At 69.0% G+C, this 12,766-nt stretch carries 16 protein-coding genes and 1 pseudogene; 11 read left to right on the top strand and 6 right to left on the bottom strand.

Annotated features, from left to right (window positions below; all coding sequences use genetic code 11):
• Positions 1-14: 14 nt before the first annotated feature.
• The gene (locus DEJ06_RS18225; RefSeq protein WP_181433037.1) at positions 15-161 is read right to left on the bottom strand and encodes a hypothetical protein; all 147 of its coding nucleotides are present in this window, start codon (positions 159-161) and stop codon (positions 15-17) included.
• Between the two features lie 110 nt (positions 162-271).
• On the opposite strand from DEJ06_RS18225, the gene DEJ06_RS07555 reads away from it, so the two are divergent.
• Positions 272-811 carry an RNA polymerase sigma factor gene (locus tag DEJ06_RS07555; RefSeq protein WP_083389453.1) on the top strand — a complete coding sequence of 180 codons (540 nt, stop codon included), beginning with the start codon at positions 272-274 and terminating at the stop codon, positions 809-811.
• A 25-nt stretch (positions 812-836) separates the two neighbouring features.
• A complete protein-coding gene (locus DEJ06_RS07550; protein ID WP_111038913.1) occupies positions 837-1,616 on the top strand; it encodes a hypothetical protein in 780 nt (259 codons plus the stop codon).
• 61 nt (positions 1,617-1,677) lie between these two features.
• Here the strand turns inward: DEJ06_RS07550 and DEJ06_RS07545 are convergent, their stop codons facing one another.
• Entirely contained in the window at positions 1,678-2,748 is a 1,071-nt protein-coding gene (locus DEJ06_RS07545) for a magnesium and cobalt transport protein CorA (RefSeq protein ID WP_111038912.1), read from the bottom strand.
• 254 nt (positions 2,749-3,002) lie between these two features.
• Between DEJ06_RS07545 and DEJ06_RS07540 the strand changes: the two genes are divergently transcribed.
• Together DEJ06_RS07540 and DEJ06_RS07535 are read left to right on the top strand one after the other, a co-directional pair.
• A complete protein-coding gene (locus tag DEJ06_RS07540; RefSeq protein WP_111038962.1) occupies positions 3,003-3,698 on the top strand; it encodes a YafY family protein in 696 nt (231 codons plus the stop codon).
• Between the two features lie 112 nt (positions 3,699-3,810).
• Entirely contained in the window at positions 3,811-4,185 is a 375-nt protein-coding gene (locus DEJ06_RS07535; RefSeq protein WP_111038911.1) for a VOC family protein, read from the top strand.
• Between the two features lie 9 nt (positions 4,186-4,194).
• Here the strand turns inward: DEJ06_RS07535 and DEJ06_RS07530 are convergent, their stop codons facing one another.
• Positions 4,195-4,590, bottom strand: coding sequence for a MerR family transcriptional regulator (locus tag DEJ06_RS07530; protein WP_111038910.1), 396 nt, complete (start codon positions 4,588-4,590; stop codon positions 4,195-4,197).
• A 55-nt stretch (positions 4,591-4,645) separates the two neighbouring features.
• Between DEJ06_RS07530 and DEJ06_RS07525 the strand changes: the two genes are divergently transcribed.
• Entirely contained in the window at positions 4,646-5,356 is a 711-nt protein-coding gene (locus DEJ06_RS07525; RefSeq protein ID WP_111030428.1) for an SDR family oxidoreductase, read from the top strand.
• Positions 5,357-5,365: 9 nt separating this feature from the next.
• Here DEJ06_RS07525 and DEJ06_RS07520 read toward each other — a convergent pair.
• Together DEJ06_RS07520 and DEJ06_RS18565 are read right to left on the bottom strand one after the other, a co-directional pair.
• A pseudogene (locus DEJ06_RS07520) lies at positions 5,366-5,818 on the bottom strand (NAD(P)H-dependent oxidoreductase); the annotation flags it as partial.
• Positions 5,819-5,863: 45 nt separating this feature from the next.
• Positions 5,864-6,019 (bottom strand): hypothetical protein, encoded by a 156-nt coding sequence (locus tag DEJ06_RS18565; protein WP_258372443.1) that lies wholly within the window; start codon positions 6,017-6,019, stop codon positions 5,864-5,866.
• A gap of 124 nt (positions 6,020-6,143) precedes the next feature.
• Here DEJ06_RS18565 and DEJ06_RS07515 point away from each other — a divergent pair, with 124 nt between their 5' ends.
• Complete coding sequence (locus DEJ06_RS07515) at positions 6,144-6,578, top strand: helix-turn-helix domain-containing protein (RefSeq protein ID WP_309146904.1); 435 nt, start codon at positions 6,144-6,146, stop codon at positions 6,576-6,578.
• 230 nt (positions 6,579-6,808) lie between these two features.
• On the opposite strand, the gene DEJ06_RS07510 is transcribed toward DEJ06_RS07515, so the two are convergent.
• Entirely contained in the window at positions 6,809-7,291 is a 483-nt protein-coding gene (locus DEJ06_RS07510) for a MarR family winged helix-turn-helix transcriptional regulator (protein WP_111038909.1), read from the bottom strand.
• A gap of 55 nt (positions 7,292-7,346) precedes the next feature.
• Here DEJ06_RS07510 and DEJ06_RS07505 point away from each other — a divergent pair, with 55 nt between their 5' ends.
• The 5 genes from DEJ06_RS07505 to DEJ06_RS07485 all read left to right on the top strand — a co-directional run bounded on the left by DEJ06_RS07505 (position 7,347) and on the right by DEJ06_RS07485 (position 12,534).
• Positions 7,347-8,537, top strand: a complete 1,191-nt coding sequence (locus DEJ06_RS07505) for an FAD-dependent monooxygenase (RefSeq protein ID WP_111038908.1) — start codon at positions 7,347-7,349, stop codon at positions 8,535-8,537.
• Between the two features lie 55 nt (positions 8,538-8,592).
• Positions 8,593-8,931 carry an ASCH domain-containing protein gene (locus tag DEJ06_RS07500; protein ID WP_111038907.1) on the top strand — a complete coding sequence of 113 codons (339 nt, stop codon included), beginning with the start codon at positions 8,593-8,595 and terminating at the stop codon, positions 8,929-8,931.
• Between the two features lie 52 nt (positions 8,932-8,983).
• Positions 8,984-9,580 carry a TlpA disulfide reductase family protein gene (locus DEJ06_RS07495; protein ID WP_111038906.1) on the top strand — a complete coding sequence of 199 codons (597 nt, stop codon included), beginning with the start codon at positions 8,984-8,986 and terminating at the stop codon, positions 9,578-9,580.
• A gap of 452 nt (positions 9,581-10,032) precedes the next feature.
• The gene (locus DEJ06_RS07490; RefSeq protein ID WP_181436787.1) at positions 10,033-11,229 is read left to right on the top strand and encodes an MFS transporter; all 1,197 of its coding nucleotides are present in this window, start codon (positions 10,033-10,035) and stop codon (positions 11,227-11,229) included.
• 57 nt (positions 11,230-11,286) lie between these two features.
• Positions 11,287-12,534, top strand: coding sequence for an MFS transporter (locus DEJ06_RS07485; protein ID WP_111038904.1), 1,248 nt, complete (start codon positions 11,287-11,289; stop codon positions 12,532-12,534).
• The last annotated feature ends 232 nt before the right edge of the window (positions 12,535-12,766 follow it).

Here is a 12,766-nt window from a genome sequence, read left to right as displayed (position 1 = left end):
CCTGGCAACGCCCGTCAGCGTCGGCCGTCCGCCGGGACGAGCGCGAAGACGAACCCGACGAGCGCGGACAGGACGCCGATGACGACGACGAACGTCGCCCAGCCGCTCCAGGAGGCCGAGAGGGAGACCGACGTCTGACGCGACCGGCGACGCGATGGCACCCCTGTGACCACCGACTCCGGGGCGCCCCCTCGGCCACACGACACGCCCGGCGGCGAAGGATCTGTGAGGATGTCCCCTCCGTGCACACTGCGGAGTGAAGGGGGTGGACATGAACCGATCAGCCGAGCCGGACAGCGCGCTCGTGGCGGCAGCAGCGCGCGGCGACCGCAGTGCGGTCACCGCGTTGTTCGACCGTCACGCCGAGACCATGACCCGGTACACGTGGGCACTGGTCACGCGGCGCATGGACGTCGAGGAGATCGTGCAGGACGCGTTCCTGACCCTCTGGCAGAAGGCCGACACCGTGGAGGTCCCCGGGGAGTCACTCCTGCCGTGGCTGCTCGTCGTGTGCCGAAACCACGCCGCGAACCTGCGGCGACAGCAGCGACGGCACGAGGGTGTCGACCTGCCCGACGAGCTCGCCGCGCCCGAGCCGGACGACGACGCCCGCGAACGGCTGCGGTGGGTCCGCGCCGAGATCGACGCGCTCGCACCACTCGATCGCCAGGTGTGCGAGCTCTGCCTCATCGAGGGCCGCTCCTACGCCGAGGCCGCCGACCTGCTCGGCATGAGCGTCGGCGCCGTCACCCAGCGCGTGTGGCGGTCCCGTGCACGGATCAAGAAGGCGGTGACGAACGATGAACGATGAACGACGAACCGACCACGGGTCCCCGATGAGCAACGAGCCGCCCGGTGGCGACGAGATGCAGCGGATGCTCGCCGGCATGCGGCAGCAGGTCGTCCGGGGCATGCACGACAAGCCTCGCCCGGCTTCCACACACCGTCGCGCCGGGCTCATCGTGGCGTTGATCGCCGTGCTCGGCATCGGCACCGCGAGCGGTTCGGTGGCGCTCGGACTCGTTCCGACGCCCTTCGCCGCAGCACCGGCACCCGCGCCGTCCTCTGCACCGCCGACACCGGCACCGACCGTGTCACCGTCCCCGTCCGCGGCCCGCATCACGCCGACCCCCGCGCCGGCTGACACCACGGCGACGATCCCCGAGGCGTGCACCGATGCCGTGCCGGCCGCCGATGCTCCGCGCTTGTTCGGTTCGCTGGTGCTCGACCAGCTCCGACCCGCGGTTCCCGGTGGGAAGACCGACTACTACGTCGACCCCGAGGAACCGTTCACCGCGGACGCGACGCTGGTCTGCCACTGGTCGCCGAGCGGCAGCACCGAGGACGTGGACAACCTGTTCCTCGAGATGGGCACCGTCGACCGAGGCATCCTCCAGGCCCGGCTCCAGTCCCTCGCAGGCAAGGGCTGGACCTGCACCGACACGCTCGGCGGGCGCTCCTGCCAGCACACCGAGACGGCGATGTACTACTCGGACCGGGTGGAGACCACGCACACGTTCTTCGTGCGCGACGACACCTGGATCTCGATCACGCAGTCGAACGTCCCGACCGACGGTCTCCTGAAAGCGCTCGTCCAGCAGACCTGGACGGACTGACCGACGGACTGGAGGCACGGCGCCAGCTGGCACCGCGCCTCCGGTCCGTCGTCACGCACGCTCAGAGCCAGTGCCGCCGCTTGAACACCGCCCACAGCACGACCGCCAACAGCACCATCGCGACGATCGCCGCCGGGTACCCCCACACCCACCGCAGCTCGGGCATGTGCTCGAAGTTCATGCCGTAGATCGACGCGACCAACGTGGGAGCGAACAGGATCGCCGCCCACGACGAGATCTTCTTCACCTCTTCGCCCTGCTCCATCGACGCCCGTGCCAGCCGTCGGCTCTCCTCCCCCTGTGCCAGGCTCGCGCTGGTCATCCGGCGCATCGCGTCGTTCTGCTCCTGCGTCACCAGGGTCGAGTGCAGGGTGAGGGCGTTCTCGAGCAGCGTCCGGAACGTGTCGACCCGCTCGGTCACGCGGATCGCGTGGTCGAGCACGTTCCGCAGCTGGTTCTGCACCTCGATGTCCGTGCCGTACTTCTCGGCGCCGCGCAGCAACGCGTTGAGCATCCCGGGCAGCGGGCCGATGGCGCGCTGGAACCCGATGACCTCGCTGAGCAGCTGGTAGATCCGCCGCGAGGACGCCGGGTCGACGTCACCGTCGAACAGGTCGTCCTCGATGTCGTCGATGTCGTCCTGCAGCCCGGCGACGACCGGGGCGTAGCTGTCGATGACCTCGTCGAGGACCGCGCAGAGCACCGCCTCGGACCCGCGCCCGAGGGCGTCCGGATCGGCTTCGAGTCGTTTCCGCACGTCGGCGAGGTTCGGCTGCTCCGCATGCCGGACGGTCACGACGAAGTCGCGCCCGGTGAACAGGTGCACCTCACCGAACTCGACGGTCTCCTCGTCTTCGTCGTACCAGGCGGGTCGCAGCACCACGAACAGGGTGTCGCCGTAGCGCTCGAGCTTCGCGCGCTGGTGCCCCTTGCGCGCGTCCTCGACCGCGAGCGGGTGCAGCCCGAACTCGTCCGCGACCGAGGCCAGCTCGGCGGCCGTCGGTCGGAACAGCCCGATCCAGGCCATCGCGCCGCTTCCGGCGGCGTCGAGCGCCTCGTCGGTCAGGCTGAGGTCCTGCGGCGACTCCGTTCGGGTTCCGTTGACGTAGATGCCGTTGTCGATGAGGGCCACCGGTGTCCTCCTGGTTCCGTGGTGCATGCGGGCAACCTGCCGATCATGCCGGACCGCCGACGGCGGGCGCGCTTCCCTGACGGAGCCCTCACGCTTTGCGCCGGATTCCTGTCGGAGTCCTGACACGCCCTGGGCGCGACCCCAGGACGGACTGGAGGCACGGTGTCAGCTGGCACCGTGCCTCCAGTCCGTCACGTGGCAGACGAGACGGCGTGGATCTGACGGAACGTCGGGACGACAGCGAGGATGGCGAGGTGAATCGCACCGACCGGCTCTACGGCATCGTGGAGGAGTTGCGCGCCGTCTCCCCGCAACCGCGGAGCGCGCGTCGTCTCGCGGAGCGGTTCGAGGTGTCGGTGCGGACCATCGAACGGGACATCTCCGCGTTGCAGCAGTCGGGTCTGCCCATCTGGGCGGAGCCCGGCCGGACCGGCGGGTACGTCATCGACGCGTCCGCGACGCTCGGCCCGGCGGGCTTCACGCCGGACGAGGCCCTCGCGGTGCTGATCGGGCTCGGCTCGCTGGGGCGCAGTCCGTTCCGGCACGCGGCACAGACCGCGGCCAGGAAGACGCTCGCGGTCATGCCCGCCGGGGACGCAGCACGAGCCAGCGCACTGGCGTCCCGGGTGCACTTCCTGGAGGACGACGAGGACACGGTCGCCCCGGCCGAGTTCGCGGCGGCCCTGCGCGCGGATCGGGTGGTGCGACTCCGGTACCGGGATGCCGGCGGAGCGGAGTCCGTCCGCGACGTCGAACCGCTGGGGTCGATCGGGAAGGACGGTCAGTGGTACCTGATCGCCTGGTGCCGGATGCGCGACGGGGTGCGGGCGTTCCGCGGCGACCGGATGCTGTCAGTCGAGGTCACCGACGAGCGGCCTGCGCAGCGCATCCTGCGATCCGAGGACCTCGCGATCCAGTACGGACGACTCCGGCCGGTCCTCGACGACTAGCGCGGTCGGTCCCCGGAAACGCGGTCGGTTTCCGGAAACACCGACAGGACGGTGTCGCGGCGGCCGGTGAAGCTGATCGCTCCGAGTCAGCAGCACCACCGTGAGGAACCCCATGTCGTTCGCATCCGTCCGCATCATCACCGACGACCTCGAGGGCATGGTCGCCTTCTACGAGCGGATCACCGGCCAGCCGGCCGAGCGCCCCGCACCGGTCTTCGCGCAGTTCAGCGGCCCGGGTGCGACCCTCGCGATCGCAAGCACCGCGACAGTGGCCATGCTTGGAGGCACGCTGACGCCCGCGACGAACCGTTCCGTGTTCATCGAGTTCGAGGTCGCCGACGTCGACGGCGACTTCGCCGGACTGCAGCTCGGCAGCGACGACGTCGTCCTGGAGCCGACCACGATGCCGTGGGGCAACCGTTCCGCACTGGTCCGCGATCCGGACGGCAACGTCGTCAACCTGTTCAGCAGGCCGGCCGCCAGCTAGTCGGGGTGCTCAGGCGGCGGCGGCGTTCGCCGACGAGCGGCACTCCTCTGGCGGCCGCCCCGCGACGGACTCCGCCGCGATGTCGCGGAGCCGCGCGAGGCGGTCGTGGGTGGCGCCGAGGGCCTCGATCTGGCGTCGGATGCGATCGCTCTCCTCGTCGAAGTGGTCGAGCATCGTCCGCGTGGCGACCCCGGTGTCGAGGAAGGGCAGGATTTCGACGATCCGACGACTCGGCATGCCCGCCGCGTACAGCATCTGCATGAAGCGCACCCGCGCGACATCGGGATCGCGGTACTCCCGGTGTCCGCCCGTGGTCCGCTCGGACTCGAGGAGCCCCTGTTCCTCGTAGTACCGCAGTGACCGGACGCTGACGCCGGCCCGTTCTGCGAGTTCACCGATCCGCATCGTTCTGTCCCTCGGGCTTGATTCTCACGTTGACGTCAGGTTCTACCGTAACGGCATGAACCTCTCTGGAGCCACTGCCCTCGTCACCGGCACGAACCGCGGTATCGGACGCCACCTCGCCGCACAGCTGATCGCACGCGGGGCGAAGGTCTACGCCACCGCCCGACGCCCCGAACTGATCGACCTCGAGGGCGTCGAGCGCCTCGCCCTCGACATCACCTCCCCCGCGTCCGTCGCAGCGGCCGCCGCGGTCGCGACCGACGTCGATCTCCTGATCAACAACGCGGGGATCGCGACCACGGCGACGCTGCTGGGCGACCTGGACGCAGCGCACGCCGACATGGACACGAACGTCTGGGGCACCCTGTCCGTGATCCGCGCGTTCGCACCCGTCCTGGCGGCGAACGGCGGTGGGAGCATCGTGAACATCGCCTCGGGTGCCTCGTGGCTCGCCATGCCCGGAGCCTCCGCCTACGCGGTGTCGAAGGCTGCCCTGTGGAACATGGGCAACGCGTTGCGGCACGAGCTGGCCGGCCAAGGGACCGCGGTGATGTCCGTGCACCTCGGAGTGGCCGACACCGACATGACCGCGGGGATCTCGATGCCCAAGACCGACCCGGCGGACGTGGCGCGCGCGACCTTGGACGGGGTCGAGCGCGACGACTACGAGGTCGTGGTGGACGAGCAGGCCGCGTTGATCAAGCAGATGCTCGCCGGGGACCCCAAGGAGCTGTACGCGGTGGTGGCGCAGATGCTCGCGTCGTAGGAGTCGGCTTCACGCAGCCTTCGGCACGGCCGCCAACGTGCGGCCGTGCCGGGCCGCCTGCTCTTCGGCGCGGACCCGCAGTTCGTCGGCCAGCTCCGTGAACTGATCGAGGGCGGGGTTCACCCCGACGAGCGTGAACTCGCGCGTCACCACGTCGAGGTCGAGCTGCCAGACGTCCTCGAGGATGCGGCGCATCCAGGCCGTGGCGTGGTCCCAGCCCTCCCGGGGTGTGCCTGCGGAGTAGTTGCCACCCTGCACCGTGACGAGGACGGCCGGCTTGCCCGCGGTCGCGGGCACGGCGCCGGGTGCCATGCGCGGGTCGGTCAGCACGAGGTCCACGTAGGACTTGAAGTGCTGCGAGACGCCGAAGTTGTAGAGCGGCACGGCGAACAGCAGGGCGTCGGCACCGGCGAGCTCGTCGGTCAGCTCGGCGGCCAGGGCGACCGCGGCAACCTGGGCCGCAGTGCGCTCGGACTCGGGCGTCGCAGATGCGGCGACGGCGTCGGCTCAGCTGTCGGCGGGCACGGGATCGGTGCCGACGTGACGGCGGGTCACCTCGGAGCCCGCGTGCACGGCACTCCACTCGGTCTCGACGATGTCGCCGAGTGCTCGGCTGGTGGAGCCCTCGGTGCGGATGCTGGCGTCCAGGCGGAACAGGGTCATGACACTCCTTCGATCGTTCCCGAGTCGACGACCCGGGCTTCGGTTACGATGAGTAACCCTGCCCGCCGGGTTCCCGTTACCGCAAACGATCCCCTGTTACCCGGCAGTAACCACGGGAGACCCCATGACGGACCAGACCGCGCTGGACCAGTTGCAGGCCCGACTCCACCAGTCGATGCCCACGATGGCCGAGCTGTGCACGAGTGAGGACCCGGAACTCTTCCGGTCGCTGCTGTCCCGGATGGGCGACAAGTGGACGCTGTTGGTGATCGGCGTGCTCGGTGACGAGCGGCGGCGGTTCACCGAGCTCTCCGAGGTCATTCCCGGCATCTCACGCCGGATGCTGACCGTGACGCTGCGCGCACTCGAGCGCGACGGGCTCGTCTCGCGGACGGTCCACGCCGAGGTGCCGCCGCGCGTCGAGTACGAGCTCACCGACCTCGGACGGTCGCTGCAGTACGTGGCCCTCGCCCTCGCCGACTGGGTGCGGGAACACCAGCAGGTGATCGCCGGCAACCGGCAGGTCTTCGACGGAGACGGTGACGCCCCAGATCGATGACGACGACCCTGGCGCCAGCCCCCGGTCGGGTCCTGAGCGGAAAGAACAGCGCTGGCACCCGAGCTCAGGAGGCGACGGGCTCCGGCTCCCATGCCGGGTCCGCTGACGGGTGCTCCTCGACGGACCGGCGCGCGCGGCGGATCCGGACGATCGTGGGCGGTAGCACCTAGACGAGGACCCCGGCCATGAGTGACCGACCGATCCACGCCGCTCCCCGCAATCGACGGCCGCTACCTGCGGAGCCGGTCCGCAGCGTCCGACGCGGCACCGACCATGCGGCGGATGAACGCGGCGTGGTGCTCCAGCTCCGCTGCAGGCACCTGTTGCAGGGCGGCAGCGATCTCGGCGGTCGACCGCTCCGTGAACGCCCGCGCACGTTCCCGTGCCGCCGGTGTCGGACGGAGCGTCACCCGGCGCCGGTCGGCGTGCTCGCGGCTGCGTGCGAGCAGACCGGCCGCTTCCAAGCGGTTCAGCAGCACCGTCACCGAGCCGGAGGTCATACCGATCCGCTGCCCGAGCCGTGCGGGCGACAGCGGGTCCCCGGACGAGTCGGCCCAGAGCACCTGTCCGAGGGCGTTCGCATCTGTGGTCGGCAGGTCGAGCCAGGAGGACATCAGCTGGTTGAGCTCCGCGAACGCCACCGCCCAGGTCTGGAGCGCTTCCATCACCTCGACCTGGGGTGCATCCCACTCCGCCTCGAACACGTCGTCCATCGAATTCCTTTACTGTGCAGTATCTTTACTGTAAAGCTCACAACGGAGGAACACTATGGCAAACCGCACCGCTGTCATCTCAGGAGCCAGTATCGCTGGCCTGTCGACCGCCTACTGGCTCCGCCGGACCGGATGGGACGTGACCGTCATCGAACGCGCCGCTGCGTTCCGTGACGGCGGACAGAACGTCGACGTCCGAGGCGTCGCGCGCGACGTGCTGCGCAAGATGGGCTTGTTCGACGCCGTGAAGGCACGGAACACCACCGAGACGGGCACCGTGCTCGTCGACGGGCGAGGGGCCGTCACCGCCGAACTGCCCTCCGACGGGGCCGGCGGCGCGACAGCGGAACTCGAGATCCTGCGCGGCGACCTCGCTCGGACGATCCTCGACAACCTGCCGGCCGGCGTCTCCTTCATCTACGGGGACACCGTGTCGGACGTCGCCGACGACGCTGCGGGAGTCACCGTGACTACCGCGAATGGACAGCGCCTCAGCGCGGACCTGTTCGTCATCGCCGAGGGTGTGCGGTCTCGGACCCGTGCGATGGTCTTCGCCGAGGGCGACGTCGACCAGCGCGACCTCGACGTCACCATGGTGTTCGGGACCATCCCGCGGACCGACAGCGATGACGACCGTTGGCGGTGGCACAACGCCGTTCGCGGACGCCAGGTCCACCTGCGACCCGACCCGTACGGCACCACCCGCGCGATCCTCGCCTACTCTCCCGGGGACGACGTCATCGGTCTGACTCATGAGCAGACGCTGGCGGCGGTGCGGCGCAGGTACGACGGAGTCGGGTGGGAGGCGCCACGGGTCCTGGACGCGCTCGACACGTCCCCGGACGTCTACATCGACCAGCTCCAGCAGATCCGCATGCGGACCTGGCACCGCGGCCACGTCGTGATGGCCGGTGACGCCGGATGGTGCGTCACACCGATGGGTGGCGGCGGCGCCTCACTCGCGCTCACCGCCGGGTACGTCCTTGCCGCGGAGCTCGCCGACGTGACGCAGGACCAGGAGGCAGCGCTGACCGCGTACGAGAAGTGGATGCGCCCGCTGGTCGACGATGTGCAGGACCTCCCTCGCGGACTCAAGGCACTGGCGTACCCGCAGTCCCGACTGGCGCTCGCGCTCCGCGGGCTCCTCAACAAGGTGTTGATGTCACGGCCGCTCCGACCAGTCGCCATGAAGCTCACCCAGGTCGCCGAGACCGATCGCGAGTTGCCGGTCCTCCTCGATCGTTGAGTCCTCAGCGTGACAGGGGACGCACTCACTCCGCGACGTCCGGCAAGCTGGGAGCGTGGCCGACACAGCCCCAGGTACCGTCCACTTCCATCAGAAGCACCACGAAGCGATCATCCGCGGCGAGAAGGTCACCACCGTGCGGTGGAACGAGTCCGTACAGGTCGGCGCGGCGACGTTCGTCTTCGACGATCACCCGACCGCCGAACCGTTGACCGGCGCGATCACCGCCGTGCACCGGTACCGGCTCGACACCCTCACGGCAGAACAGGCGCATCAGCCTCCGGGGACGGACATGCGGCGCTTCGGGGAACAGCTCCGCGAGAACTACTACCCCGAGATGCCGGACGACGCGGTCGTCGAAGTGGCAGAACTCATGACTCGGCCATCTCTGTAGGGCATCTGCTGACGGACACCAGAGTGGCCGCCAGCGCGCATACCCTGGCGCAATGAGGCAACGTCGAGTCGGGGGTCCTGCACTGTTGGTCGGCGTCGCCGTCGCGGTCGCGGTGACGCTCACCGGCTGCACGGGAGGCAGCGACGGCCTCGCGAAGCAGTACCGCGAAGGCGGCACGCAGAACTACATCTCGGGAGACGGCGCTGTCACGGAGTTCGCCGCGAACGATCGTGGTGAACGGGTCACTTTCGAGACCCATGACCTCGACGGCAAGGTCATCCGTGCCGATCAGTACCGTGGCAAGGCGCTCGTCCTCAACTTCTGGTACGCGTCGTGCGCACCCTGCCGCGTCGAGGCGAAGGACCTCCAAGCCGTCAGCGATGATCGGCACGCCCAGGCGTCGTTCCTCGGCGTCGATGTCCGGGACTCGGCAGCGACGGCGCGTGCCTTCGTGAAGGAGCACGACGTCTCGTACAGCAACGCCGTTGACCAGGACGCGGCCGTGCAACTCGCATTTTCCGGGACGAACGCCCCCAACTCGACGCCGGCAACCATCATTCTCGACAAGGAGGGCCGGGTGAGCGCCCGCATCCTCGGTCCGATCAATCGCAGTGTGTTGACGACGTTGATCGACGAAGCCAACAAGTGACGACGTGACGTCGGAGCCCTGAACAACGAGCCTGTCAGTGCGCCGAGCGCGGACGGCGGGGTGCGTCCCGTGGAGGGGGCACCAATTGAGGCGGCACGTTGATCTCTCATCTTGAGCGCTGCTAGCGTTCGTTCAACTGGTCCGATGATGGCGAAGGGTGGCAACGATGCCGTTCTGTGCCCCTCGTCGACTGTTCTCCACCAAGCCTGCGCCCGAGTTCGTCGGACCGCGGCCGATCCCTCCCGGAGTCATGGCAACGCAGAACTGAGCTGACCACGAAGGTCGGCCCCTCCCCGCCGCGAGCGTTCTGCTCGCGTGCTTCTGCTTGCCCGCGCCGTCGTGCGACGACGGCGCGACGACTTCACGGGACCACATCCATGTTCTTCACCCCTGCCCGGTTTCGGGCCTCACTCGCGAGCTTGCGCGAACACCGTTTCGTCACCTTTGCAGTCTTGACCGACACCATCGGCGCCGGCCTCACGCTGCCACTGACGATCGTCTACTTCACCATCACCACCGACGTGCCGCTTGCAGTGCTCGGGGCCGTCTCCACCGTCGCGACGCTGGTTGCTCTCCCGATCGGACTGGTCGGTGGCGTCCTCACCGATCGATTCGGCGCGAAGGCGTCGATGATCCTCAACAACCTCCTCTCGGCAGCGGGCTTCACGCTCTACCTGTTCGCCCATGACCCGATGATGATCTTCGCGGCGATCTTCCTCGCCAACGGCTCCGAGCGGCTCTACTGGACCTCATGGACCGCGTACGTCCACGACCTCGCTGAAGGCCGCCCGTTCGAGCGGTGGTTCGCGTTCCTCGAAGCGACGAAGGCCGCAGCGCTCGGCGCTGGCGCGATCATCGCCGCGGTCACCCTCGCGAACGGCCACCAAGACGGGTTGCGGTGGCTGGTCCTCGCCAACGTCGTCACCAGCGTTCTGGCGGCCGGCGTGTTCGCGACGCAACCCACCGGGCATCGATCCACGCCTCCGTCCGCCCCCGCAGATGCGGAAGGGGCGGACACGACCGGGTCACTTCGTTCCTTCATCGCCGACCGGTCGATGCGACTCATCACGCTCGGACAGTTCCTCATCGGCCCCGCAATGGTGTTGCCGAACGTCGCGTTCAGCGTTCTGTTCGTCGAGCAGTGGGGCATGTCCCCAGCGGTCGCGCCCGTCCAGTTCGCTGTCGCTACGGGCCTGTGCGCGTTGCTCCAGACCTCCGTGACCCGCTGGGTTGCTGGTCAGCAGCGTGGAACGCTCATCGCGCTCGGTGCAGTCTTGACTGCCGCGACCGCAGCACCGCTCATCGTTCTTCCTCCGCTGCACGGGCTGGCGGCGTGGTCCTTCGTCATCGTGGTCGCGATCCTGCTGGCAGCTGCGGACATGATCTACCTCCCGGCCGCCAACGCGGTCATGGCCGAAGCTCCACACCCTCGAATCCGCGGCCGAGCGATCGGGGTGTTCCAGACCGCGAGCTCGATCGGCATGGCACTGTTCCCGCTCACTCTCGGACTCTTGGACTCGCGCACGCCCTGGCTGCTCTGGCTCATCGCCACGGGTGTGTTCCTCGCCGCCGCCTGGGCTTGGCACAGAGCGGTCCGGGGTTTGCCGGGACGCGTACAAGTCGCCGAGCCGACCGACATCGACGCTTGAACAGTGTCTTGGGCGAACTGTCTTGCTCGCAGCGTCGCTGTCTGCCAGCGTTGGCGCATGGGCGAGGACGCGACCACGCTGCGTGGAGTGCCCGGGTTCCGCCCGTACTGGTCCGCTGCGACCGTCTCATCGTTCGGATCAGCAGTCAGCGCGGTCGCCGTACCGGTTCTCGTCGTGACCGTGCTGCACGCCAGCCCGTTCGAGGTGGGGCTGGTGAACGCTGCCCAGTTCCTCCCGTACGCGTTGTTCGGGCTGATCGTCGGCGCGTACGTCGATCGATTCCGGCGCAAGCCACTCCTGATCTGGGCGAGTGTCGGTCGTGGCGTGTGCCTGGGCGCGATCCCGGTGCTCTGGTTCACCGGGCTCTTGAACCTCTGGGTGACGGCGGCGGCGTTGTTCGTGTTCGGCATCCTGTCCGTCATCGGATTCGCCGCGACGCAGTCCCTCCTCCCTCGAATCGTCCCTCGCCCGCTCCTCCTGGCGGCGAATGCGCGGGTCGACCAGAGTGATGCGGCAGCGCAGACGGTGGGCCCGGCTCTCGGAGGTGTCCTGGTCAGCATCGTGACCGCGCCGGTCGCGATCGCCCTCGACGCGGTGAGCTACTTCATCGACGCCGTCCTCATCGCGCGCGTCCGCGTCATCGAGCAGACGCCAGCGCGCACGGCGGGTGCGCGGTTGCGGAGCGACATCGCCGACGGTCTGCGGCGGACGTACGGTCATGCGACGCTCGCACCGCTGGCGCTGTCGACACATCTCTGGTTCCTCGCCAACGCCGCCGGACTGACGGTGTTCGCGACACTCGCGCTCCGCACCTTCGCGCTCCCAGCGGTCGTGTACGGGGGCATCCTCGCCGTCAGCGGTGTCGCGATGCTCCTCGGCGCCACTGCGGCGCCTCGCCTCGGCTCCCGCTTCGGTGCCGGCCGGACGATCATCGCCGCTCGAGCCGGGTACCCGATCGCCTGGGCCGCCATCACGCTCACGACGGTTGGCACCGGCACCGCAGGAACACCGGCGACTGTCGCGGTGTTGTTCGTCGCCTTCGCCGTGCACGGCGCTGCAGCGGGCTGCGAGAACGCGAACGAGATGAGTCTCCGCCAGACCGTTACACCCGACGCGCTGCTCGGTCGGATGAACGGCACGATGCGCAGCGCGAACAGAACTCTCGCGGCTGCAGGAGCAGTGGGTGGCGGCGCGCTCATGACCGTCGCTGGAGATGGCGTCGCGCTGCTCGCGGTGACCCTCGTGTTCGCCGGCGCCGTCGTCGTGGCGATGTGCTCACCACTCAGGACGATCGCCGTTCGGTAACAGATCGACCACCGAACGAGCCTGTCAGCGACTCAGGTTCGCTTCGACCGGTCATGCCCGGGTCTGGCGGACCCGTGGAGTGCGAAGCCGATCGCGCCGACGATCGCAGCCAGCAATCCCATCGCCGCGATGACCAGCCCTCCCGCTACGAGTCCGACGTACTGGACGCCCGCACCGAGGAGCGCCATCACGAGCCCCGCGACCAGAGCCCCGAGACCGAACGCAAGGCCGA

It is taken from the genome of Curtobacterium sp. MCLR17_051 (assembly GCF_003234395.1).
Classification (GTDB): domain Bacteria; phylum Actinomycetota; class Actinomycetes; order Actinomycetales; family Microbacteriaceae; genus Curtobacterium; species Curtobacterium flaccumfaciens.
This window is presented reverse-complemented; position numbering and strand designations above follow the sequence as displayed.